Source organism: Actinospica acidithermotolerans (genome assembly GCF_018139625.1).
Lineage (GTDB): Bacteria > Actinomycetota > Actinomycetes > Streptomycetales > Catenulisporaceae > Actinospica > Actinospica acidithermotolerans.
The window spans coordinates 33,639-57,071 of the sequence record NZ_JAGSOH010000038.1 but is presented as its reverse complement, the minus strand read 5'-3'; the positions used below and the strand labels follow the sequence as shown (position 1 = coordinate 57,071).

17 protein-coding genes and 1 pseudogene are annotated in these 23,433 nt (G+C 71.0%); 6 read left to right on the top strand and 12 right to left on the bottom strand.

Annotation, left to right across the window (positions count from 1 at the left end; translation table 11 throughout):
* From KDK95_RS15075 to KDK95_RS15060, 4 genes and pseudogenes are all read left to right on the top strand, one after another.
* Positions 1-421, top strand: a pseudogene (locus tag KDK95_RS15075) (hypothetical protein); the annotation flags it as partial.
* A gap of 10 nt (positions 422-431) precedes the next feature.
* Entirely contained in the window at positions 432-896 is a 465-nt protein-coding gene (locus KDK95_RS15070; protein WP_212518780.1) for a bifunctional nuclease family protein, read from the top strand.
* Between the two features lie 516 nt (positions 897-1,412).
* Entirely contained in the window at positions 1,413-1,976 is a 564-nt protein-coding gene (locus KDK95_RS15065) for a MerR family transcriptional regulator (RefSeq protein WP_212518785.1), read from the top strand.
* 237 nt (positions 1,977-2,213) lie between these two features.
* The gene (locus KDK95_RS15060; RefSeq protein ID WP_212518779.1) at positions 2,214-3,986 is read left to right on the top strand and encodes a right-handed parallel beta-helix repeat-containing protein; all 1,773 of its coding nucleotides are present in this window, start codon (positions 2,214-2,216) and stop codon (positions 3,984-3,986) included.
* A gap of 207 nt (positions 3,987-4,193) precedes the next feature.
* Here the strand turns inward: KDK95_RS15060 and galE are convergent, their stop codons facing one another.
* The 5 genes from galE to KDK95_RS15035 form a co-directional block, all read right to left on the bottom strand.
* Complete coding sequence (gene galE, locus KDK95_RS15055; protein ID WP_212518778.1) at positions 4,194-5,237, bottom strand: UDP-glucose 4-epimerase GalE; 1,044 nt, start codon at positions 5,235-5,237, stop codon at positions 4,194-4,196.
* A 51-nt stretch (positions 5,238-5,288) separates the two neighbouring features.
* Positions 5,289-7,130: a glycosyltransferase gene (locus tag KDK95_RS15050; protein WP_212518777.1), complete on the bottom strand. Its 1,842-nt coding sequence runs from the start codon at positions 7,128-7,130 to the stop codon at positions 5,289-5,291.
* A 4-nt stretch (positions 7,131-7,134) separates the two neighbouring features.
* Positions 7,135-8,193, bottom strand: a complete 1,059-nt coding sequence (locus KDK95_RS15045) for an NAD-dependent epimerase/dehydratase family protein (protein ID WP_212518776.1) — start codon at positions 8,191-8,193, stop codon at positions 7,135-7,137.
* Between the two features lie 115 nt (positions 8,194-8,308).
* Positions 8,309-9,676 carry a UDP-glucose dehydrogenase family protein gene (locus tag KDK95_RS15040; protein ID WP_212518775.1) on the bottom strand — a complete coding sequence of 456 codons (1,368 nt, stop codon included), beginning with the start codon at positions 9,674-9,676 and terminating at the stop codon, positions 8,309-8,311.
* 249 nt (positions 9,677-9,925) lie between these two features.
* Positions 9,926-11,005 (bottom strand): hypothetical protein, encoded by a 1,080-nt coding sequence (locus KDK95_RS15035; protein WP_212518774.1) that lies wholly within the window; start codon positions 11,003-11,005, stop codon positions 9,926-9,928.
* A gap of 118 nt (positions 11,006-11,123) precedes the next feature.
* Here KDK95_RS15035 and KDK95_RS15030 point away from each other — a divergent pair, with 118 nt between their 5' ends.
* Entirely contained in the window at positions 11,124-13,289 is a 2,166-nt protein-coding gene (locus tag KDK95_RS15030; protein WP_212518773.1) for an alpha-galactosidase, read from the top strand.
* 95 nt (positions 13,290-13,384) lie between these two features.
* The gene (locus KDK95_RS15025; RefSeq protein ID WP_212518772.1) at positions 13,385-14,497 is read left to right on the top strand and encodes an LLM class flavin-dependent oxidoreductase; all 1,113 of its coding nucleotides are present in this window, start codon (positions 13,385-13,387) and stop codon (positions 14,495-14,497) included.
* Between the two features lie 269 nt (positions 14,498-14,766).
* On the opposite strand, the gene KDK95_RS15020 is transcribed toward KDK95_RS15025, so the two are convergent.
* The 7 genes from KDK95_RS15020 to treS form a co-directional block, all read right to left on the bottom strand.
* Positions 14,767-15,546: a VOC family protein gene (locus KDK95_RS15020; protein ID WP_212518771.1), complete on the bottom strand. Its 780-nt coding sequence runs from the start codon at positions 15,544-15,546 to the stop codon at positions 14,767-14,769.
* A gap of 277 nt (positions 15,547-15,823) precedes the next feature.
* Positions 15,824-16,615, bottom strand: coding sequence for a class I SAM-dependent methyltransferase (locus tag KDK95_RS15015; RefSeq protein WP_212518770.1), 792 nt, complete (start codon positions 16,613-16,615; stop codon positions 15,824-15,826).
* 57 nt (positions 16,616-16,672) lie between these two features.
* Complete coding sequence (locus tag KDK95_RS15010) at positions 16,673-17,254, bottom strand: YdeI/OmpD-associated family protein (RefSeq protein WP_212518769.1); 582 nt, start codon at positions 17,252-17,254, stop codon at positions 16,673-16,675.
* 296 nt (positions 17,255-17,550) lie between these two features.
* Positions 17,551-17,757, bottom strand: a complete 207-nt coding sequence (locus tag KDK95_RS15005; protein WP_212518768.1) for a DUF5302 domain-containing protein — start codon at positions 17,755-17,757, stop codon at positions 17,551-17,553.
* A gap of 285 nt (positions 17,758-18,042) precedes the next feature.
* Positions 18,043-20,280 (bottom strand): ArnT family glycosyltransferase, encoded by a 2,238-nt coding sequence (locus KDK95_RS15000; protein WP_212518767.1) that lies wholly within the window; start codon positions 20,278-20,280, stop codon positions 18,043-18,045.
* A gap of 119 nt (positions 20,281-20,399) precedes the next feature.
* Positions 20,400-21,518 carry a hypothetical protein gene (locus tag KDK95_RS14995; protein WP_212518766.1) on the bottom strand — a complete coding sequence of 373 codons (1,119 nt, stop codon included), beginning with the start codon at positions 21,516-21,518 and terminating at the stop codon, positions 20,400-20,402.
* A gap of 151 nt (positions 21,519-21,669) precedes the next feature.
* Positions 21,670-23,382 carry a maltose alpha-D-glucosyltransferase gene (treS, locus tag KDK95_RS14990; RefSeq protein WP_372463327.1) on the bottom strand — a complete coding sequence of 571 codons (1,713 nt, stop codon included), beginning with the start codon at positions 23,380-23,382 and terminating at the stop codon, positions 21,670-21,672.
* Between the last annotated feature and the right edge of the window lie 51 nt (positions 23,383-23,433).

Sequence of the window (23,433 nt, the reverse complement as noted above, 5' to 3'; positions counted from 1 at the left end):
GCTCCCCGACGAGGAGTCCGCGTCAGCCGGATCGCCCAATCCCGCCCGCCGCCGCGGACGCTGGCCCGAGCCCGAGTACTTCACCCCCGAGCTCGGCGAGGTCTCCCTCGGCCGCGAGGGGCTGGCCAGGGCCGCCGGGATCGCCGAGGAGTGGCTGGACGAGCTCGCCGCCCACGGACTGATCAGCGGCCGCGAGCCGGCCACCGGCGCCGACCTGCTCGTCGCCCGTGCCGCGGCCGAGCTGCTCGGTTTCGGGATCGAACCGCGCCACCTGCGCCCGGTGGCCGCTTCCGCCGCCCGCACGGCCGCGCTGGTCAAGGCCGCGAAGGGCGGCTCCTCCCGCTCCGCGGGCGCGCAGACGGCGGCCGCGATGGTCCGCTTGGAGGCGGCCCTGCTTCGCGCCGGGCTGCTGGACGACTAGGCTAGAGCACGTGAACGAGCTCGATGTCGTTGGAGTGCGCGTCGAACTGCCCTCGAATCTCCCGATCGTGCTGTTGCGGGAGAGCTCCGGGGAGCGGTACCTGCCGATCTGGGTGGGCCAGTCGGAGGCGCAGGCGATCGCCGCCGCCCTGGAGGGCGCGCAACCGCCGCGCCCCCTCACCCACGACCTGTTCCGGGACACGTTGAAGGCCCTCGGCCGCCGGCTGACCGCGGTGCACATCACCGCGCTCCGGGGCGGCACCTTCTTCGCCGAGCTGCTGTTCGACGGCGGCGTCACGGTCTCCTCGCGGTCCTCCGACGGGATCGCGCTGGCGCTGCGCTGCGGAGCCAAGATCTTCGCCGCCGAGCCGGTCCTCGCCGAGGCGGGGATCCTGCTGCCGGACGACCAGGAGGACGAGGTCGAGCGGTTCCGCGAGTTCCTCGACCAGGTCTCCCCGGAGGACTTCGAGTCCTGAGGCGGAATCGACGGTACGGTGTGAAGGGTGCGGAGAACGACCGGAGCGTCCGCCGGCGGCCCGCGAGGCCTTGTATCGGACAGTCCGGGTCGATGATGGACGTCCGAAGTCCGGCTCGACGCGGAGTCGGCGTAGCTCCGTCGCGGGTTCCACCCCGGATTCCCGGCGGACCGGCCGCGGATTCCCGGCGATTGCACGCCGGATCGACGGCGAATCGCCGCAGCGTGCGCGATACTGCATTCGGGTGGCGTAATTCCCGGCGCGGCGGTCGTTGACGGAGCCCGGGCGGCGTGCGTAGCGTCGTGCCGTTCGCGCGGTCCCGTCACCGGTTCGGCCGGTCGGGAGCGCCCGTGGGGATTGGACACGCCGCCGACGGGACAGGATCAAGCTGAGGTGCATGTGCATCCCGGCGGAGCGTGAGCGGGCCGTCGGCGGCCCGCCGGGTGGGCGCGGCGGCCGTCGGACACGGCCCGGAACAGCCGGGTGGCAGGTGCGATCGGCGCCGCTGGTGGAGAGGTGGTGGGTGTGGGCACGCGGAATGAGGAGGCCGCCGGGCGCGAGCCTGCGACCGCGGCACGTGCGGCCTTCGGCTACCGCGGCACGGTCGCCTGCGCGGCGGCCGGCATCACGTACCGCCAGCTGGACTACTGGGCCCGCACCGGCCTCGTGGGGCCCACGCTCAGGGCCGGCAGCGGACCGGGCCTCTACAGCTTCCGCGACGTCGTCATCCTGAAGATCGTCAAGCGCCTCCTGGACGCCGGCGTCTCCCTCCACAACATCCGCGCCGCGGCGGGCCACCTCGGTACCCGCGCGGCCTCCGAGCTCGCCGGCATCACCCTCATGAGCGACGGCGCCGCCATCTTCGAGTGCTCATCCCCGAACGAGGTCATGGAGCTGCTCGAGGGCGGCCAGGGCGTCTTCGGCATCTCGGTCGGCGCCGTCTGCGCCGAGATCGAGGAAGTCCTGCGCCAGCTCCCCGGCGAGGAGCCGACCTCCGACGAGGTCGAGGTCCCCAGGGCCGTCCTCCCGCCCGGCGTGGTCGACGAACTCGCCGAGCGGCGCCGATTTCGCGCCGGCTGAACCGGATCGGCGGCCTGAGCGGCGCTGAATACCGCTCGGCAACGGCCTGTCGGCAGGACAAGACCGCTGCCCGGGCTGCGATCCCGGGTGCGCTCGCCCGCGTCGCCCGGCCGCTCGATGGAAAGAAAGGTTCTTTCATTCACATCTGCGTGTCGTGAACCGCCCGATCGCCGCCTGCCTGGGAGATTGGAGCCCAGTGCGCCGACCGGCGCACGGCGGTGGGCCCCAGGAGGCGTGATGGGCGAGACGGGGAGCGAGCGGAATTCGACGGCGGCCCGGCTGCTGGAAGCAGAGCCCCCGCGATCGCCTGCGGCGCCGCCGGCGGCGGCCGTCCGGCGGCGGGAACCCTCTCGGCGGATTGCGCTGGCCGCCGTACTCGTCGCGGCCCTTCTGGCCGTGGGGGGCTACCGCGCGCTGTGGCCGCGCGGACCGCTGGTGGCGTTCAGCACGGGCGACCGCCTCTTCGGTCCCCGCACGTTCTACCTGTCGCCGGACGGGAGTGATTCCGCCGCGGGCACCTCGCCGGAGAGCGCGTGGCGCACCCTCAGGCAGGCGGACAAGCATGCGTTCAAGCCGGGTGAACGGCTGCTTCTCCAGGGAGGCGCGCGTTTCACCGGAAGCCTGACCTTCCATCGCGGCGAGGCCGGTGATCCGCGGGACCCGGTGATCGTGGGCTCGTACGGCTCCGGCCGGGCTACCATCGCCGCCGCCGGCGGCCCGGGAGTGGACGTCTACGACACGGCCGGCATCGATATCGGGAGCCTGGTTCTGACCGGCGGGACGCCGGCCGACCGCACCGTCAGCGGTATCGCGCTTTTCAGCGACCTGGTCAAGGGCCCCAAGCTGCAGCACGTTTCGGTGACCGATGTGGACGTATCCGGTTTCCGCGTGGGGGTGTCGATGGGCGGTGCTTCGGTCGGCGCCGGTTTCCGCGACGTGCAGGTGACGGACAGTGTGCTGCACGGCAACCGGGACAGCGGACTGAGCAGCTTCGGCCCGCACTTCGACGCGGCCTCGCCGCAATACGCCAACGAGAACGTGCTCGTCTCAGGCGTTCAGGCGTTCGCGAATCTCGGCAACCCGCTCGACCATCTGCACAACACCGGCAACGGGATCGACCTCGGCAGTGTCCGCGACGCGATCGTCGAACGATCGGTCGCACACGGCAACGGCAAGTACTGCGACGCGCCCGAAGGGCCGGTCGGCATCTGGGTCTACGACTCCACCGGCGTGGTGATCCAGCACAACGTGTCGTACGACAACTACTCCGGCGGGTATACCGATGGCGGTGGATTCGACCTGGACCAGAACGTGTCCGACTCGGTCGCGCAGTACAACTACTCCCACGACAACGACGGTCCCGGCTTCCTGCTCTACACCGGAGCTGACAACAACGCATTCGCGCGCAACACCGTGCGTTTCAACGTCAGCCGGGACGACTCCCGGAAGTTTCCGCTCTACGCGAGCTTCGCGCTGGTGGGCCGGATCATCGACGCGAGCGTCTACCACAACACGGTGCTGACCCACGGCGATGCCGACGCCGCCCCCGTGCTGCGACTCGGGGACGGCCTGCGGGGCGTGACGATCCGCGACAACATCTTCGAGACCTCCGGCAGCGAGATGATCGCCGCCTCCTATCGCTTCTCGCCGGCCCAGGTCCTGCTCCAGGGCAACGACTACCACGTCGGGGACACGGGAACGTGGCTCGTCGGCTGGGGCGCAAGGTCCTTCCACTCGCTGGCCGCCTGGGCCGGGCGGACCGGTCAGGAAACGGCCGCGGCAAGGCTCGTCGGCTGGGATCTCGATCCCGGCCTGGTGCTGGTCGCGGCGCCCGCCTGGGACCCGACCCGCACGCCGCTGCCGGCGCCGCGGACCGGTTCGCCGATCACGGGCAGCGGCCTGGACCTGCAGGCCCGGTTCGCGGTGGACATCGGCCCGATGGACTACTTCGGCGCGGCTCCGGGCTCCGCCACCACGCCGGGGGCCGGCCAGCCCGCCCCCGCGCCCTGAGCGGGAAGTTCAAGCGATCAGTCCTGATAACCGTTCGGGTTGAGCTGCTGGAACCGCCACGGCCGGGGGCCGGCCAGCCGGCCCCCGCCCCCTGAGCGGGAAGCTCAAGCGATCAGTCCTGATAGCCGTTCGGGTTGAGCTGCTGGAACCGCCACGGCCGGGGGCCGGCCAGCCGGCCCCCGCGCCCTGAGCGGGAAGTTCAAGCGATCAGTCCTGATAGCCGTTCGGGTTGAGCTGCTGGAACCGCCACGCGTCGGCGCACATGGCGGACAGGTCCCGGGTCGTGTGCCAGCCCCACTCCCGCGCGACGGCCGTGGGATCGGCGACGAGATGGGCGACGTCTCCCGCCCGTCGGCCGACGATCTCGTACGGCAGCCGCTGCCCGCAGGCCGAGCTCATGGACTCCACCAGCTCGAGAACCGACGTCCCGACCCCGGTGCCGAGGTTGAGGACGTGCAGCCCGGGATGGACCGAGGATGCTTCGGGATACAGGCGTTCAAGGGCCTCGCGATGGCCGTCCGCGACGTCCATCACATGGATGTAGTCGCGAACCGCCGTTCCGTCCGGTGTGCTGTAGTCGCCGCCGAAGATGCTGAGTCTTTCGCGCCGTCCGATCGCGACCTGCATCGCGTACGGCATGACGTTGTTCGGCACCCCTCGCGGATCCTCGCCGAGCAGGCCGCTGGTATGGGCTCCGGCCGGATTGAAGTAGCGCAGCGAGAAGACGGTCAGCTCCGGCCACGCCCGGCACGCGTCGGCGAGAATCTCCTCGCACATCAACTTCGAGCGCGAATACGGATTCGTGGGACGCGGCGGCTCCTGCTCGCCGAGCGGGATCGGACGTGCGTCACCGTAGATCGAGCATGACGAGGAGAAAACGAGCCGGTGCACCTCGTGCCGGTGCATGGCGCGCAGCAGTGAGATCAACCCGGAGACGTTGATGGAGTAGTAGTCGAGCGGAATCCCGATGGACTCGCCGATGGCCTTCTTCGCCGCGAAGTGGACGACGGCGTCGATGCGATGGTCGCGGAAGACGCCGTCCAGCGACGCTTCATCGCGCACGTCCAGCGGGTAGGTCGCGAGGAGCGGACGTCCGGCGACCTTCTCCACGCGGTGCAGCGCGCCGGGGGAGCTGTTGGAGTGATCGTCGACGACGATCACTTCGTAGCCGTGCTCCAGCAGATCGACACAGGTGTGGCTTCCGATGAAACCGGCGCCTCCGGTGACCAGGACAGTCGCGGATTCGGTCATGACGATGTTGCCTCCTGCTTGTGCGGGAACGGAATCGCGGACGGGTGGGACTCACCAGCCCAGAACCCTCATCCCGTAGGCCGGGTAGTCCGCGGCGGCCAGTGCGAGGGGGGCTAGTGCGGCGATCCCGATCCCGATCGCGCCCCCCGCGGTTCTGAACGCCGCGCCGAGGGTCAGTCCGAAGGACCTTCTGGCCTCTCTGATGTGCAGCAGCGGTACGGCGAGCCCGACGACGCAGTAGCACGCGGCGCCCAGGACGCACAGCAGGATGTATCCCGGAGTGTGCCGTCCGAACTGCTCCCCGGCGTACGCGGCCAGCGACAGCGCCGCGGCGATGATCGCGTAGGGCGCGAGAAGGCGTGCGGGCAGCGTTTGGACCCCGCTGCCCGCTTTGGGTGTCACGCGGAACGTCAGCTGCTTGGGCCGGAACCTCTGGATGGTGGCGCTCAGGACGCCCAAACCGACGTACGGCCAGCGGGTGAACGTGAACAGCCAGTTCTCCCAGCTGATCACGGGCACGGACTGCGGGCGCATCAGTCCGCGCCGCCGGAGCAGCAGCACCAGAAGGATCACCCACACCGAGAGGCTGCTCAAGTGCGCCAGGAACGCCAGATAGTTGACCTTCATCCAGGTGATGCCGGTGACCGCCGAGATGACGGGCAGGGCGAGGCCGGCGACCGTGGACACCAGCAGCAACGGGTAATAGCAGAGGGCGTAGACGAAGCGGAGCGCCAGCCCCGGACTCATCCGCTTCAGGTGGGGCGGGAAGAGGTCGCACATCAGCGTGGTCAGGCTGCGCGACCACTGGAACTCCTGGGTGAGCATGTCGGCGAACGTGAGCGGCCCGTCCCCGCGCGCGATCGCGTCGATCGCGAAGCACCCGTGCCAGCCGGCCGAGTTGAGCAGGAAGGTGGTGGAGAAGTCCTCGGCCAGCTCCGGACCGAGGCCGCCGATCTCGCCGAGCGCCGCGGTCCGAACCGCGTAGTGCGAGCCGATGCAGATGGGCGCGAGGCCGAGGTTGTGGCCGAGTTGGATCGGACCGTGCCAGGTCGCCTCCCGGTGCAGGCGCCCGCGAGCGGCCCAGGAGTTGGCGGCGTTCAGGTCGCAGACACTGGGTGCGGCGACGTAGCCCACCGACGGGTCGGTGAAAGGGCGGACCATGGCGGACAGGTAGGTCGGGGCGGGCACGTGGTCGCAGTCGAGTTGGGCGACCACGTCGTAGTCCCGGTAGCCCCAATGGTCGTAGAAGTACGCCAGGTTCCCCTCTTTGCACTTGGTGCGCCTGGGCCAGGTGGCCCGATGGTATTCGGCGACTCCCGACCGGGTGGACAGCCGCACGCCGTGCTCCGCGCACCAGGCACGCACCTCGTCGGCGGGGGCCTCGTCGCACAGCCAGACGTCGAAGGCGGCCGAGCAGTCCTGGGCCAGCATCGCCATGAGGGTGTTCCGGGCCGTGGGCCAGGACTCGGAGGGCGCCTTGGTGACGACGAAGGCGATGCGCAGCGGCGGCACCTCGATGGCCGGATCGACGTGGCGCAGATGGGCGACCGCAGCCAGGAAGTAGCCGGGAACTCCGGTGAAGTAGAGCAGCAGCGCGCTGTTCACGGTGAACGCGGCGGTTCCGACCCGGTGGGCCGGTTCGAGCCACCAGGACCAGAACGCGATGAAGCAGACCAGCCAGGCCGCGGACAGCGCTCCGACGGCCACGCGGTCGGTGGCCTTGAGCGTCGCCACGAAGATGGACCCGTCGACGACCCGCTTCGGCCTCGGCGGCCCGAATTCCGGGCCGCCGGGCCGGACCCGGACCACCGTGCCGCGCGAGACCGCCCGGATGTGCTCTTCCGGGCAGAGTTCGAAGGACGGCTGGGCCGGGATCGCGTCCAATCGCGTCATGACGTCAGACCTGGGCCGAGGCGGCCTGCTCGGTGGCGGGCAACGGCTGAGCCTGCACCGGCAGCTGGTCGGCGGCCGGGCGGACGCGGTCCGCTCCCGACTGGCCGCCGCGCAGGGCGAGCGCGGCCGCCGCGACCGCGTCCGGACGGGCGGCGAACCACTGCACGGTTCGCCGCAGGCCCTCCTCGATCGAAACCTCCGGCGACCAGCCGAGGGCGTCCCGCACCCGGGTGACGACGGGGCGCCGCCGCGTCGGATCGTTCTGCGGGAGGGGGTGGTATTCGACGGCCGATGACGATCCGGTGATCTCCAGGACGAGCTGGGCGAGTTCCCGCACCGTCAGTTCCTGCGGATTGCCGATGTTGAGCGGTCCGGCCTCCGCGGAATCGATCATGGCGACCAGGCCGCGGACCAGATCGTCGACGTAGCAGAAGCTGCGCGTCTGATCGCCGCTTCCGTACACGGTCAGCGGCTCGCCGCTCAGCGCCTGGACGATGAAGCTGGACACGACGCGTCCGTCGCACGGGCGCATCCGCGGACCGTACGTGTTGAAGATGCGCAGGATTCCGGTGTTCGCGCGACGCCCCCGGTACGCCGTGGTGACCGCCTCCGCATAGCGCTTCGCCTCGTCGTAGACGCTTCGCGGACCGATCGGGTTGACGTTGCCCCAGTACTCCTCGTGCTGGGGATGCACGAGGGGGTCGCCGTACACTTCGCTGGTCGAGGCGAGAACGAAACGCGCCCCGTGCTGCGTCGCCAGGCGCAATGCGTTCTCCGTCCCGCGGCTGCCGACCGCGAGTGTCTCCAACGGCAGCCGCAGGTAGTCCGGCGGTGAAGCCGGGCTGGCCAGATGGGCGACCGCGTCGACGGTGCCGGACACCTCGAGCGGCATCGTCACATCCGCCCGCACGAACTCGCACCCGAGGTGCCGCAGGTGCTCGATGTTCTCCAGCCGTCCCGTCGAGAGATCATCGGCGCAGACCACGGCATCGCCGCGCCGAACCAGGGCTTCACACAGATGCGACCCGAGAAAACCCGCGCCGCCCGTCACCACGACCCGCATTCCAACCTCCAGCGTCAGTACCCGTCATGATCTGTGCCCGGGGCGCGGTGCCGTCCCAGGGCAGGCATAAATACGTAGGCTTGAAAATCGCTTGGTTCGTGTGGTCGGGCGGCGCTCAGCGAGCTCCGGCGCCCGCCGGAGCGGCGATGCCGTGCTGCGGGTGCAGAGCCGGGCGGCCGAGCTGCCAGACGTGCCAGCCGTTCGCCGACCACGGGTCGGCCTCGACCGCGTTGCGCACATCCACGAGAACGCGGCCCCGCGCCGCGGCGCTGGCCAGGGCCGGCAGCGAGGCGTCCTTGGTGAACTGCGGCCACTCGGTCGCGATGACCACCACGTCGGCGCCGGTGAGCGCTTCTTCCACCGTGTCCGCGCACCTCAGGTCGGGCCGCTGCCGCCGGAGGCCCGGGATAGCCTCGGGGTCGTGGATGACCGGCCGCGCGCCGAGCGCGATGAGCCTGTCGACCAGCGCGAGCGCCGGCGAGTGGCGCAGGTCGCTCGTCCCGGCCTTGAAGCTGGCGCCGAGGAAGGCGACGGGCACGCCGTCGAGCGGACCGCCGTGGGCCCGCTCGATCAGCTCGACCGCGATGGCGATGCGGGCCGCGTTGACGTCCCGGACCGATTCCAGCAGCGCCCGGGCCCGATCGGCCCCCAACTCCCCGAGGCGATGCGAGAAGGCGGCCACATCCTTGGGGAGGCAGCCGCCGCCGTAGCCGATGCCGGGCCGCATGCCGGCGTGCCCGATCCGCTCGTCGATCCCGATCGCGTGCGCGACGGTGTTCACGTCGGCATCGACCAGGCTGCACGCTTCAGACAGGGCATTGATATATGAGATCTTGGTGCACAGGAAGGCGTTGGCGGCGGATTTGACGAGCTCGGCGGTCGCCGGATCGGTGACGATCATCTCCACGCCGCGGGCGAGGATGGGCGCGTATACCTCCTCCATCGCCTTCTGGGCGGCTGCGGAGCTCACGCCCACCACGATCCGGTCCGGGCTGAGACTGTCCTGCACGGCGTGGCCTTCGCGCAGGAACTCCGGGTTCCAGACCAGCTCGATCTCGCCGATCGTCGACCGGGCGTCGATGATCCGCTGAAGCGCCGCCACCGTGCCGATCGTGATGGTGCTCTTGCCGACGATGGTGCACGGCCTCCACAGCAGGGGCGCCAGGGACTCCACAACGCCGGTAAGACAACTGATGTCGTAGCCGCAGCCGTCCTCCCGCAGCGGGGTGCCCACCGCGAGGAAGTGCATTTCGGCGAAGTCCGCCGCCTCGGCGAGGTCGGTGCTGAAACGCAGCCTTCCGGACCCGACGTGCTTGGCCAGCAGCTCGCCGAACCCGTCCTCGTAGAAGGGCGCGATCCCGGCGCTGAGAGCCGCGCACTTGTCCTTGTCGAGCTCGACGCCGATCACCTCATGCCCGAGCTCTGCCATCGCAGCAGCGTGCGGCGCACCTAAGTGGCCGCATCCGATCACGGAAACACGCATGAACGCCACCCGTCTCTGTCGTCTGTTATGGAACCAGCCGAGGACGGGCGACTCCGTGTCCGCGGTGCCCCTGGTTCCAGGCACGGGATGATCCCGTGCCGACCAGGCTGTCATGGTGTCGGCGAGCCAAGGCGGGCAAAACGGGTCATTAGCGAAAAATTAGAGCAAAATGCCCCGTTTGTACTATTCGGCCTACGGATTGCCCGCGCGGCCGAATGACGCTATTCGGCGCATTGGCCCGGGTAATACTTAGGCCGGCGTCGAGACCAATTGGGCCAGGGCCCTGACCGTGCTGCGGACCTCGAGGAGATACTTGGTGGCGGAGTAGTGCGAGAGGGCGATACGGGGACGCTCGGTGGGCTTGCCGCCGATGGTGTCCACCTCGACGCCGTAGGGGAGCGCGAGGATGCGCAGGGCGGCGACGTGCTGGGGGAGGACGTAGATGGCGGTGCTGATCAGCAGGAGGCGTTCGCCGCGCTTGAGGTTGGCCACGTGGTCGGCGAAGAACTTGTAGGAATCGGCTGAATTAGCACGCCTTGTGCCGGGTTCGGAGGAAGGGGCGGCGACGACGCGGACGGGGAGGCCGTCGGCGGTGCGGTAGTGCTTGACGCCCCAGGTGCTTCCTATGTCGTCGAAGCGCTCGCCCTCCTCGAACTCGGGCTCGCCGAGCTCGAAGGCGCGGCGGGTACCGGCGTCGAGGGCCTCGTACTCCTCGGTGAGGTCGCCCCAGCCGAGTTCCGCCGCCTGCTCGAACTCGTTGCCGACGAAGGGGCGGTGGGCGCCGAGGGTGGTGACCTCGCCGGCGGTGATCTCGCGTTCGCGGATGATGTGCGCGGCGTACGAGGGGCGGGCTACGCAGGCGCGGATGAGGCCGCCGAGCATGAGCATGTGGTCGTAGTGGCGGTGCCGTGGCGGGTCGCCGCGCAGGCCGAGGGCGTTCGACGCGTCGATGACCAACGTCTGCTGGGCGTCGGTGAGGTCGAGTTCGGCGGCGAGGTTGCGTTCGAGGCCGCGGCGCGTGTCCCAGCGCTCGGTGAACGTGTCGAGGGCGGCCAGCCGGGCCGGGAGCGGCAGGTCGGGGCGGCCGTGCCGGGTGTAGTCGGCCGGGTCGCCGCCGAATTCGGTGATCAGCGCGCCGAGCGGTTCCGAGGCGAGCCACGCCTCCGTGTCGGCCACCAGATCCCCGCTCGCCCCGATCAGCGGCTGCCGCTGGAAGCCGCGGACGTCGGTGCTCGCGCTGATCGGCGGTTGCGGTTGGGAGTCGCGGGCGCTTGCGCGTGCGCCGATTGCCGGCTGTCGCTGGAAGTCCCCGGCGTCGGTGCTCGGCACGCGCAGTGTCCTCTCGGTTCCCGGCCTCGTGCGGCGCCGGCGGTCGCTGGCGGAAGCCTAGCCGCTTCCCGTAAGCTGCTCGGTGTTTACGTAAACATGACCCCGCGCGAGGAGCACCATGCCGATCGAGACCGGTCCGTCCGGCCGCTTCTGGCTGCTGTCCGGAATCCGTTCCAGCTATGCGATCGGACTCACTCCGGACGACGGGCTGCTCAACCTGCATTGGGGTCCGCGGATCTCGCTCGCCGACGCGGAGGCGCTGGCCGCCGAGCCGGTCCCGCAGGCGCACGCCTTCGAGGGCGCCGCCGACGGGTACGAGGAGTACCCGACGGAGGGCGGCCTGCGGTTCGCCCGTCCCGCGCTGTCGGTGCGCGGGCGTGCGAGGGACTCGGTGATCCGGGGCACTGAGTGGACCTTCGCGGGATTTGAGACCGGGGCTCAGGCGGGACCGGGGGCCGGGACGGAGGCCGGAGCCGGCTCGGACGCCGCCGCGGACGAGCTGCATCTGCGGTTCGTGGATGAGCTTCTCTCGCTGGAGATATCGCTGCACTACCGGCTGCGTGCGGAATTCGACCTCGTCGAGCGCTGGGTGACCGTTGCAGCTCGCGCGACGGCGCCGGCGCCCGTCGAGTTGCTGCGGGCCGATGCGGCGGCGTGGACCCTGCCGTTGCGGGACGAGTGGCGGCTTTCGGAGCTGCACGGGCGGTTCGTGGGGGAGTCGCGACTGGAGCGCGGGACCTTGCTGCACGGCGAGCATGTGTACGGCTCGCGGCATGGGCACACCTCGCACAACCACCTGCCCTGGTTCGCGCTGGACGACGGTTCGGCGGCCGAGGAGCAGGGGCAGGTGTGGAGCGGGGCGCTGGCGTGGTCGGGGAACTGGCGGTTCGCGGTGCAGCTGCTGCCGATGGGGCGGGTGCAGGTCACGGGCGGTGCCGGCGGCGACGAATCGGGACTCGTCGAGTTGGCGCCGGGGGATGTGTATGAGAGCCCTGTCTTCGCCGCGCTCTACTCGGAGGACGGGTTCGGGGGCGCTAGCCGGGCGTGGCACGCGTATCAGCTTTCTTATGTCGTGCCCAAGGCCGATCGGCTGCGGCCGGTGCTCTACAACTCCTGGGAGGCCACGCATTTCGACGTCTCCGAGGCGAGTCAGCGCAAGCTGGCCGACCGCGCCGCGGGGCTCGGCGTGGAGCTGTTCGTGGTGGACGACGGGTGGTTCGGCTCACGGCGCGACGACCGGGCCGGGCTCGGCGACTGGACGCCGTCGGCCGAGCAGTTCCCGGACGGGCTGCGGCCGCTGGCCGAGCACGTGCACGGGCTCGGTATGCAGTTCGGCATCTGGGTCGAGCCGGAGATGGTCAACCCGGACAGCGACCTCTACCGCGCGCACCCCGAGTGGGCGCAGCACTATCCGGGCCGGCGCCGCTCCGAGTGGCGCAACCAGCTCGTGCTCAACCTCGGCCTGCCCGCCGTACGCGACCACCTCTTCGAGCAGCTCGACGCGCTGCTCGGCTCGGCCCCGATCGACTACGTGAAGTGGGACTTCAACCGCAGCTTCTCCGAACCCGGCTGGCCCGGCGAGCCGTACCCGGAGCGGCTCGGGCTCGAGCACGTGTACGGGTTCTACGGGCTGCTCGACCGGCTGCGCGCGGCGCATCCGGACGTCGCGTTCGAGTCCTGCTCGGCGGGCGGCGGCCGGATCGACCTCGGCGTGCTCGCGCGCACCGACATGGTGTGGGTCTCGGACAACACCGATCCGCTCGACCGGCTGCGCATCCAGCACGGACTGAGCCAGCTGCACCCGGCCCGGGTCGCCTCCGCGTGGGTCACCGACAGCCCGAACGCCATCACCGGCCGGGTCACGCCGCTGAGGTTCCGCTTCGTCAGCGCGATGGCCGGGCTGCTCGGGCTCGGCGGCAACCTCGTCGAGTGGAGCGACGCCGAGCTCGACGAGGCGCGCGAACTCGTGGCCCGCTACAAGGAGATCCGGCACGTCGTGCAGCACGGCGCGCTCTACCGGCTGCGTCCGCCGGGCGCCGGCCTGACCGCCGTGCAGTACGTGCTCGGCGACGAGGCGGTGGTGCTCGCCTGGCTCGGCGCGCAGGAGTTCGCGGCGGCGCCCGGACCGCTGCCGCTGGCGGCGCTGGAGGCCGGCGCCCGTTACCGGGATTTGGAATCAGGGGTCGAATACAGCGGGGCGCTGCTGCGGCACCGCGGCCTGGTCACCGGCCTGACCGGGGACTACGCGGCCGGGATCTTCCACCTCCGGCGGACCGCCGGGTAAAGGGCCGGCCATCTCCGGGTATGGGTTCGCGGTGGAATCGGGTGTTCCGCCGGAATTCGTTGACCATGAATCGGCCCTGCTGATATGAAAGATCTGTGCCCGTCGAGTTCCTCGGCTACGCCGCCACCAATGACGGCTCGGAGACCCGTGCGCGCAGCGGGCCGAGTTTCGATCCCGAGTACACGGTCCGGCTGGCTCGCGCGCACGAGGAATGGGGCTGGGACCGGATCCTGTTCGCCTACGGTTCCGGCAGCCCCGACCCCGCAGCCGCCACGGCCTACGTAGCCGCACACACCGAGCAGCTGCAGCTGCTGCTCGCGCACCGCCCGAACGTCTCGTACCCGACGTACGCGGCGAAGACCTTCGCCACGCTCGACCGGATAAGCGGCGGGCGGCTGATGGTGCATTTCATCACCGGCGGGGACGACACCGAGCAGGCGCGCGAGGGCGACTTCCTGAGCATGGCCGAGCGCTACGCCCGCACCGGCGAGTACATCGGCATCGTCAAGCGGGCCTGGACCGAGCGCGAGCCGTTCAGCCACCACGGCTGGTACTTCGACTTCGACTCCTTCGTCAGCGACGTGTTCCCCGCCGCCGGCCACTGCCCGCTGGTCTCGGTCGGCGGCTGCGTCCCCGAGGCGTACGCGGTGGGCGCGGCCCAGGCGGACGTGTACTGCCTGTGGGGAGAGCCGCTGGAGCGCACCTTCGAGCAGATCGAGGCGATCCGCGCCGCGTCCGACGAGGCGGGCCGCGAGGTCCCGCCGCGCATCCAGGTCTCCTTCCGCCCGATCATCGCCGCGACCGAGCAGGCGGCCTGGGACAAGGCGAACCGGATAGTCGCCGAGATCAAGGGCAACCGGGGCCGCCGGCTGTCGATGGTGCCCGCGCAGAGCACCGGAAGCAGGAGGCTGAGCGCGCTCGCCGGGCACAGCGAGCGCTTCGACCGCGCCCTGTGGACGCCGGCCGCTCTCGCCACCGAGGGCGCCGACGCGTCCAACGCGCTCGTCGGCACGCCCGAGACGGTCGCCCAGGCGCTGCTCGACTACTACGACCTCGGCGCGCAGATCTTCTCGGCGCGCGGATACGACCTGCTCGAGGACGCGATCGACTTCGGCCGGCATGTCATCCCGATCGTCCGCGAGGAGGTCGCGAAGCGGGACGCGGCCCTCGGCTCGGCCGCGCGCGCCTACGCGCCCGAGTGCATGTGACGGAGCGGCCCTCGACGCCGGGGAGGGCCCGGCTGACCGGCTGACCGGCTCGGACACGGTGACGAGCTGGCGAATCAGTTTTCTGAGTGTGCCTGCCGTCGCAATCGCGAGCGGCATGCGAGCCTTGGCGCCGTGTGGGCCAGTGGAGCCGCGACGGCGCGGGCCGTGGCGCTCGTCGAGGGGATCGACCTGGTCCGGAGACGCCCGTGGACCGTCGAGGAGGCCGGCCCAAGCGGCTGATGATCATGCGTCCCTGGCCGCGGGTGCACCTAGTCCCCGACTCCCGGGAGGGTGTCCAGGAGGGCGTTGAGCTGGTCGATCGAGCTCTGCGTCTGGCGGACCTCGGGGTCGGTGCGGTGGCGCTCGATCTCGGCGCGGAAGGAGCTGACCTCGGCTCGGAGTTCGTGGACGAGGGCCTGGGTGCGCTGTTCGGCGCGGGCGCGCTCGCGGGCCTTGGCGCGCAGGGCCTCCAGGCCCGGGTGGCTGGGGGAGCGGGCGGCGAGGACGGAGATGTCGCGGTCGAGGCGCTTGCGCTGGGCGGCGATCTCGGCGAGGCGGCGGCGGGCGTGGCCGAGCAGGCGCAGCTGGCTGTCGTAGGCGTGGTCGAGCTCGACGCGCAGGTGCTCGTCGGCGGCGGACTCCAGGGACGGCGAGCGCTCCGCGCGGGAGCGCTCCAGGCAGAATTCATTGCCCTCGGGGTCGGCGAGCACGATCCAGCCGGTGCCGTCAGGCTCGCGGCGATCGTCGACCAGGCGCGCGCCGAGCTCCAGCGCCCGCTGCAGCGCCTGATCCCGGGTCAGCGGAGCGCCGCCGTCCGCGGCGTCCGGCCAGACGTCGAAGTGCACGCGGTTCTTGGCCGCCTTCGGCTCCGGCACCCGGATGAACAGCAGCCCGGCGGTGCCCTGCGGATCCAGGATCAGCGCCTCCTCGGCGTCCCGCGGATTCGGGTCGCGCGGATTCTCCCGGTAGCCGAGCAGATCGGACCAGAAGCGGGCGAGGAGGTACGGATCGGCGCAGTCGAAAGTGATGTGCCTGATGCGAAGGCTCATGTCGCCAGGGTGCCATGGCACTGAGACACGGTCCAGCATACGGACGATCGGCTGCGTCGAGCGGTCGGCCTCGCGCGGTCGGCCTCAAGCAGTCGGCCTCGAGCGGTCGGCCTCGAGCGGTCGGCCTCGAGCGGTCGGCCTCGAGCGGTCGGCCTCGAGCGGTCGGCCTCGAGCGGTCGGCCTCGAGCGGTCGGCCTCGAGCGGTCGGCCTCGAGCGGTCGGCCTCAAGCGGTCGGCCTCACGCGGTCGGCCTCACGCGGTCGGCCTCACGCGGGCCTCACGCGGTGTGGACGACGGCGAGCAGGTGCGCGTTGGCGGCGAGCATGGCGGGCTCGTCCTCCACCTGCCGCGCCGCGCGCACGGCGGCCTCGAAGTACTCCGGCCGGTCCTCGGCGAGGCCGCTCCGGATCAGCGGCAGCAGCGGGCCTTCGATCCCGTACACGGACGGCTCGTCGAGCCCGGCCGCCGCGAAGTCCGCGCGGATCTCCTCGAGGCGGTGGAAGTAGGCGACGGTGAAGCCGGTCCCCGGGTCGTTCGCGCCGGTGTTCCGCAGCCGGCTCACGTGCCCGACCATGGCGTCGTCGTTGATGCGCAGCGTCGCGGCGACGTCGAGGATCGGTGCGTGCCGCGAGATGAAGGCGGCCGCGATCACGCCGCCGCCGGGTCGGACCACGCGGCGTGCCTCGGCGAGGGCGCGGGAGCGGTCGGCGGGATCGACGAGGTGGTAGAGCGGGCCGAGCATCAAGACGACGTCGGCCGACGCGTCGGGCGCGGTCAGAGCCCTGGCGTCGCCGTCCTCGACCGCGAAGGTGCCGAAGATGCGCGCCTGTTCGCGGTGCCGGGCCACGGGATCGACGAGCGTCACGTCGTACCCGATCGTGGCGAGCCAGGAGGCGTACACGCCTGGACCGCCGCCGACGTCGAGCACGCGCGCCGGAGCCGGCGGCAGAAACCGCAGCAGCAGCTCCTTGGTGCGCTCGCGTTCGAGGCGCCCGACCGCGTCGATGCTCAGGCGGTCGATCTCGTCGAAGTCATCGGAGTAGTAGCGGTCGATCTCCGTGTCCACCATGGAGGAATCCTTCCGCCTCCGAGGGCCGGCGCGCCACGGAATTACGTCAGGGGCCGATCACTTCGCGGTGCGGCGCGGGTGGATGGTCTCACCCGCGTGCAGCATGGCGACGAACTTCTCGATCCGCTTGGCACGGGTGTCGGCGCGCTTGGCCTCGTTCACGCGGTAGAGCACGGCGTAGCGGTTCGCGCGGTCGAGGGTCGCGAAGAACGCGGCGGCCTGCGGATCGGCGTCGAGCGCGGCCTGCAGGTCCGCGGGAACCTCGGCCGAGCTCTGGCTCTCGTACGCGGCGTCCCAGCGGCCGTCCTCGCGCGCCCGCTCGACCTCGCGCAGGCCAGCCGGACGCATCCGCCCGGCCTCGATCAGCGCCGTCGCGCGGTCCCGGTTGATCCGCGACCACTTGCTGCGCGGCGTGCGCGGGGTGAAGCGCTGCAGCCAGAACGACTCGTCGAGCGGACGCTTCCGGCCGTCGATCCAGCCGAAGCAGAGCGCCGATTCCAGCGCGGTCGCGTAGTCGATGCTCGGTGTGTCGCAGCCCTTTTTCGCGAGCTTGAGCCACAGGCCGGCCGAGTCGGCGGGCTGGGCCGCGAGCCAGTCCTCCCACTCCTGCGCGGTCGCGAAGATCAGCGTCGGTTCCATAGGGGAGTCAGCCTACGCCGCCGGAGCCCCCTCTGCCGCAGCTTCCCGCCATCCCGCGCATCCGGGACCCGCGTGCTCTGGAACGCCGCCCCCGCGCCCGGCGGACCCCGCGCGCGCCGCCCCACATCAGTTGCACTCGGGCACGCCACCCCCGCGTCCGCGGTCCCCGGCCACGCCGCCCACCTCAGCCGTGCTCGGGCACGCCGCCCCCGCGCCGGCGGTCCCCGGGTGCGCCGCCCCTGTGTCCGTCCATGCCGTCAACGTGCCACAGGGGGCCGGCGCCGTTTCTTCCCGCGCTATCCGGCCTTGCGGCGGAAGGAGCGCTTGCCGCCGGCCTGGCCGTGCGTCCCGTGCGCCTTGCCGGAGTTGCCGGAGCCGCTCTCGGTGCGGTGCGACTGCGCCTGCTTGCGCTCCAGCGCCTCCCGGAACTTCCGCTTGACCTCGTCCTGCTCGGTCTCCGCGGGATCGGCCGGCGCGGCTTGATCGTGTTCAGCTTCGCTCATGGGCCAAGAGTGGCACAGCGGGAAGCGCCGCGGCCAGGACTTATCGGGAATCTCCGGCACGGCGCGGCGCGTCCTGCGGGGCAGTCACGATATAGCTTGACTTTCGAAAGACATGCCATCGCCGACCGCGCAAGGGACTGGCACTCGGAGAACGCCGAGGCGGGCGACCATCGGCCGCCCGCCGTCGACTGCTGATCCCGCACGATCAGCCGTCCTTCGTTCCCTTCACCCGTCCTGCGTTTCCTTCGGCCGTCCCGTTCCCTTCCTGACGGCCCCGGCCTCCGGTCAGCTCGACGAGCACACGTACAGCGTGCCGACGCTCGAGCTGACGGACGAGGACGAGACGGCCTTGCAGTTCGCCTTGACCCAGGACTCGATCGCCGAGGTCGAGCCGGAGCCCGAGCCGCCCATGCCCGCGCCCATTCCGCCGGAGCTGCTCAGCAGCACGTACTTCAGCTCGCCCTTCGCGATCAGCTCCTTGAACTGCGCCAGCGAGGGGTAGCCGTTGTTGCCGCTGAATCCGCCGACCGGCAGGACCGAGGCGCCGGCGTTCGCGATGTAGTCCTCGGCGTCGCCGGAGCTCATCACCGCGAACAGGTACTTGGCGCTGCCCTGATGGGCCTTCAGGTACGTCAGCAGCTGCTCCTGGGCCGTGGACAGCGTGCTGCCGCTGCCGCCGGGGGTGCTGCCGCCTCCGCCGCCCATACCGCCGCCGCCCATGCTCGGCGCTCCGGACGAGCCGGATTCGCTGGAGGACGAGCCCGGGAAGCCGCCGCTCGGCGCGCCGCTGTTCGACGAGCCCGACGAGGTGGAACCGGAGCTGCCCGAGGACGAGCCGGGGAAGCCGCCGCTCGGCGCGCCGCCCAACCCGCCGGACGACGAGCCGGAGCCGGTGTCGCTCGACGAGCCGCCCGGCATCTGGCCGGTGCCGCCGGGGCCGCCGGACGTGCTGCCCGAACCGCCGGGTCCGCCGCTCATCCCGCCGGTGCGCCCCGCGCTGCCGAACTGGCCCGAGTACGGGCCGGCCGCCGCGTTGATCGAGGTGCCGTTGTAGCCGTCCGAGGTGTCGAAGGTGGACAGCGCCCAGGCCGCGGGCGTGGCCACCATCGCCGCGGTGCCGAGCACGATCCCGGCCGCGAGCACCTTGCCGATCCGGCGCACCCGGTACGCGATCAGCAGCAGGATCGAGGCCAGGCCGAGCGCGATCACCAGCGGCGGCAGCCAGCTGAGGAACACGGTGTTCTCGTACGAGAGCCGCGTCGCCCACAGCACCGTCGCCGCGATGGCCGCCGGCAGCAGCCAGCCCAGCTTCTCCCCGTCCCGGAAGGCCCGGAACATCCCGACGATGCCGGCCGCGCCCAGCGCCGCGAGGCCCGGCGCGAGCACCGTCATGTACTGCGAGTGCGGGATCGTGCCCGCGCTGAACGCCAGCGCCGTGATGCCGAGCGTGCCGCCCCACATCAGGTAGCCCGCGCGCACGCCGTCGGCCCGGCCGGCTCCGCGCGCCTTGATCAGGCCGAAGACCAGCGCGATCAGGGCGAGCGGGTAGAGCCAGCCGATCTGCGAGGCGAAGCTCGCGCCGAGCAGCTTGCCCCAGTCGCTGCCCCCGCCGCCGAAGCTGCCGCCGCTCGTGGTCGAGCTGAGCGAGCCGAAGCGGCTGGTGAAGTTGTAGTCGAACACCATCGTGAAGATGTTGTTCGACCCGTTGGACCCGTCGATGAACGGCCGGTCCGCGGCCGGGGTCAGCTGCACGACGACCATCAGCCAGAGCGAGGCCACCGCGGTGACCGCGCCGAAGGCCAGCGTGTGCCGGATCCGCTTGAGCAGCGGGTGCGGCGCGCAGATCAGGTACACCAGGCCGAAGATCGGCACGACCGTCCAGGCCTGCACCATCTTCGTCTGGAACGCCATGCCGATCCAGAACCCGGACAGCGCCAGCGAGCGCAGCCGGCCCTCGTTCGCCGCGCGCTGGAACGCGTCGGTGGCCAGGATCAGGCACATCGTCAGCGCGTTGTCCTCGAGCCCGGAGTGGCCGAACGTGGCCGCCACGATCGGGGTCAGCGTGAACAGGCCCGCCGAGAGCAGGGCGACGTCGCTGCGCCCGGTCCAGCGCCGGGCCAGCCGGTAGAGGACCAGGACGCTGATCACGCCCTCGATCGCCTCGGGCAGGGCCAGTGCCCACGCGTGGTAGCCGAAGATCTTGACCGCCAGCGCCTGGGGCCACAGGAAGCCCCAGAGCTTGTCGATCGTGACCGAGCCCGCCGGGTCGAATGCGCCGTAGAGGAAGTTCTTCCAGCTCATCGACATGCTGCGGGCGTCGGCCGCGTAGAAGTTGTTGGTGGCCGTGTGGAACGCGCCCCAGGTGAAGATGAGCGCGGCCAGCGCGGCCACCGCGAGCAGTCCGGGCCTCGCCCAGCGTGGTTGGTCCGCGGGGAACAACCAGTCTCGGGAGGGCCGGAAACGTGACGGCCGCGGCGGTTCGCTCGCCGGGACCGTGGTGTCTTGCGTTGCCGTGATCGCCATGCCGACCAGGTTGTCCGGACGCGATTAGAGCATCATGAGACCGCGTTAAGGCGCGAGTCCGAATCGGGATCGAAGGTGTTCAGAGCGTATTCGGACCTGCATAACGGATGGTCAGAGCGTCAGAACTGCGCGTCTTCCTCGGCGTTGAGCAGGGCCCGCTGGCTGTAGCCGGCCTCGTGCAGCGTGCCGAACAGCTTCGGCAGCGAGGCCGGGTCGATCGGGTCGTCGGAGGCTGCGTCGACCGCGAGGGCGACGAGGTAGCAGCCGTGCCCGCCGATGTAGAGGCGGTCGCCGGAGCCGTCGTCGGCGACCCAGCGGCCGGCCGAGGTCTGGCTGCAGGAGAACCGGTCGCCCTCCGCGACGGAGTAGTCCGCGCTGCTCCAGTCGACCGAGCAGGGCGAGCCGGTGCCCGGGGCGACGATCACCTCGAGGTCGTCGGCGGCCGGGGTCGGGGTGTCGTGGCCCGAGTAGCTGATCGTGGCGACGCCGTCGACGTAGCCGTACGAGCTCGCCCTATAGCGGCTGGGGGGCTTCACCAGCAGCAGCATCGCGGCCGGGGCCTCGGGCTCGGCGGTCGCGGAGCGGACCGGCATGTCCGCGGCGGTCGCCTGGCCGTTGCCGACGCTCTCCATCGCCAGGCCGCCCGCGAGGACGGCGAGGCACGCGGCGCCGATCGCGTGCGTCCGGTAGCGGAGTATCCAGCGCGGCGCGATGGTCGGCGCGGGCACCGCGGCCTCGGCGGCCTCGCGCGCCGTTTTCGCGCTTACCGTGGCCATGGCCCCGACGGCGGCCACAGCATCCACCACCGGCCGCAGCGCGCGCCGCTGCACGATCGCGGCGGCCGCCGGGTACGGCAGCGTCAGCGCCGCCCACTCGAGCGCGAGCTGGTTGATCGAGGAGCCTGCCGGCAGGTCGAGGAACTGCACGAGCAGCCAGCCGGCGCTGCCGAAGCCGAGCACGAGCGCGGCGCGCTTGGCCGCGACCCTCCAGCCGGTGTTGAGCGTGCTGTGCGTCATCCACACGAACGCGCCCCACACCAGCAGCAGTCCGGCGCACGGCGCATAGGCGCTGCCCGGGCTGAAGTGGACCTGTCCCTCGTCCGCGTCCCCGCTGGCCATCCAGTAGCCCGCGGCGAGCAGCGGGCCGGCCAGCCAGCCGCACAGCGCGGCATAGCCGAGCCAGTGCAGCGGGTGAGGCTGCGTGCTGGCCGGCTTGGTCTGCGCAGCGGAGGGCGGCAAGGGCGGCTCCTACCTTTCTGCGGAGATTGTGCATGACGATCCTGAGTATTCCTAGAGGCGCAACAGCGGACTCCCGGGCACGCAGCGTGCGTGCCCGGGAGTCCGGGGGGTCGGAAACGGCCGGAACCGGCCGCCGGGGCCGGCCGCCGGGTCAGTCGCGCTCGTCCAGCCGGAACCAGAAGAAGCCGTGGCCGGAGAGGGTCAGCGGGTACGGGACGTCGCCGATCTTGCGGAACGGCACGCCGCCGATCAGCTCGACCGGTTCCGTCGCCTGGAAGCGCGCGAGGTCGAGCTCGGTCGGCTGCGGGTAGCGGGAGAGGTTCGTCGCGCACAGCACGGTCGACTCCCGGCCGTCGGGCGCCTTGTCCGCGTCGAGGTGGCGGACGAAGGCCAGCACGGCCGGGTTCGAGGACTCGATCGCGATGTACTCGCCCATGCCGAAGGCGAGATTCTGCTTGCGCAGCTCGACCATGCGCTTGGTCCAGTGCAGCAGCGAGGACGTGTCCTTCATCTGCGATTCCACGTTCGCGCGCTGGTAGCCGTACACCGGGTCCATGATCGCCGGGAGGTACATCCTGCCGGGGTCGCACTGGCTGAACCCGGCGTTGCGGTCGGGATTCCACTGCATCGGGGTGCGCACCCCGTCCCGGTCGGCGAGCCAGATGTTGTCGCCCATCCCGATCTCGTCGCCGTAGTACAGCACCGGGCTGCCGGGCAGCGAGAGCAGCAGGGCGTTGAACAGCTCGATCTGGCGGCGGTCGTTGTCCAGCAGCGGGGCCAGCCGGCGCCTGATGCCGACGTTGGCCTTCATCCGCGGGTCGGGCGCGTAATGCTCGTACATGTAGGCGCGCTCTTCGTCGGTGACCATCTCGAGCGTGAGCTCGTCGTGGTTGCGCAGGAAGATGCCCCACTGGCAGGTGTCCGGGATCGCCGGGGTCTGCGCCAGGATCTCCGCGATCGGCTGCGCGGACTCCTGCTTGACCGCCATGAAGATGCGCGGCATGACCGGGAAGTGGAAGGCCATGTGGCACTCGTTGCCGCCGACCTCCGGGTCGCCGAAGTAGTCGATCACGTCGGCGGGCCACTGGTTGGCCTCGGCGAGCAGGACCGTGTCCGGGTAGTCGCGGTCGACCATTGCGCGGACCTCCTTGAGGAACGCGTGCGACTGCGGCAGGTTCTCCCCGTTCGTGCCCTCCTCGTGGTAGAGGTACGGCACCGCGTCCAGCCGGAAGCCGTCGATGCCCAGGTCCAGCCAGAAGCGCAGCGCCGCCATCATCTTCCGGCGCACCTTCGGGTTGTAGTAGTTCAGGTCCGGCTGGTGCGAGAAGAACCGGTGGAAGAAGTACTGCTTGCGCACCGGGTCGAAGGCCCAGTTCGAGGTCTCCGTGTCGGAGAAGATGATCCGCGCCTGGGCCATGCCCTGGTCGTCGTCGGCCCAGACGTAGAAGTCGCCGTAATGGCCCTGCGGGTCGGTGCGCGAGGCCTGGAACCACGGGTGCGCGTCACTCGTGTGGTTCATCACGAAGTCGATGATCACCCGGATGCCGCGGGCGTGCGCCGCCTCCACGAACTCGACGAAGTCGCCGAGGTCGCCGAACTCCGGCAGGATCCCGGTGTAGTCCGACACGTCGTAGCCGCCGTCGCGCAGCGGCGAGTTCAGGAACGGCGGCAGCCAGATGCAGTCGATGCCGAGCCAGTGCAGGTAGTCGAGGCGCGCGGTCATCCCCCGCAGGTCCCCGGTGCCGTCCCCGTTCGCGTCGAAGAAGGTGCGGACGAAGACCTCGTAGAACACGGCGCGCTTGAACCAGTTCGGGTCGCGCTCGCTCGTGGGCAGGTCCAACGGCGAGTCGGCGACCGGCTCGATCGGCGGGGCCTGGCGCGCCCCCGCTGTGGTGATGTCGGACAACGCAGGGCT

What these genes read in the sequence shown, in the direction of transcription:
- KDK95_RS15060 (WP_212518779.1), top strand. Translation starts at nt 2,214, where the DNA reads ATGGGCGAGACGGGGAGCGAGCGGAATTCGACGGCGGCCCGGCTGCTG.
- galE (WP_212518778.1), bottom strand. Translation starts at nt 5,237, where the DNA reads ATGACCGAATCCGCGACTGTCCTGGTCACCGGAGGCGCCGGTTTCATC.
- KDK95_RS15050 (WP_212518777.1), bottom strand. Translation starts at nt 7,130, where the DNA reads ATGACGCGATTGGACGCGATCCCGGCCCAGCCGTCCTTCGAACTCTGC.
- KDK95_RS15045 (WP_212518776.1), bottom strand. Translation starts at nt 8,193, where the DNA reads ATGCGGGTCGTGGTGACGGGCGGCGCGGGTTTTCTCGGGTCGCATCTG.
- KDK95_RS15040 (WP_212518775.1), bottom strand. Translation starts at nt 9,676, where the DNA reads ATGCGTGTTTCCGTGATCGGATGCGGCCACTTAGGTGCGCCGCACGCT.
- KDK95_RS15030 (WP_212518773.1), top strand. Translation starts at nt 11,124, where the DNA reads ATGCCGATCGAGACCGGTCCGTCCGGCCGCTTCTGGCTGCTGTCCGGA.
- KDK95_RS15020 (WP_212518771.1), bottom strand. Translation starts at nt 15,546, where the DNA reads ATGAGCCTTCGCATCAGGCACATCACTTTCGACTGCGCCGATCCGTAC.
- KDK95_RS15015 (WP_212518770.1), bottom strand. Translation starts at nt 16,615, where the DNA reads ATGGTGGACACGGAGATCGACCGCTACTACTCCGATGACTTCGACGAG.
- KDK95_RS15010 (WP_212518769.1), bottom strand. Translation starts at nt 17,254, where the DNA reads ATGGAACCGACGCTGATCTTCGCGACCGCGCAGGAGTGGGAGGACTGG.
- KDK95_RS15005 (WP_212518768.1), bottom strand. Translation starts at nt 17,757, where the DNA reads ATGAGCGAAGCTGAACACGATCAAGCCGCGCCGGCCGATCCCGCGGAG.
- KDK95_RS15000 (WP_212518767.1), bottom strand. Translation starts at nt 20,280, where the DNA reads ATGGCGATCACGGCAACGCAAGACACCACGGTCCCGGCGAGCGAACCG.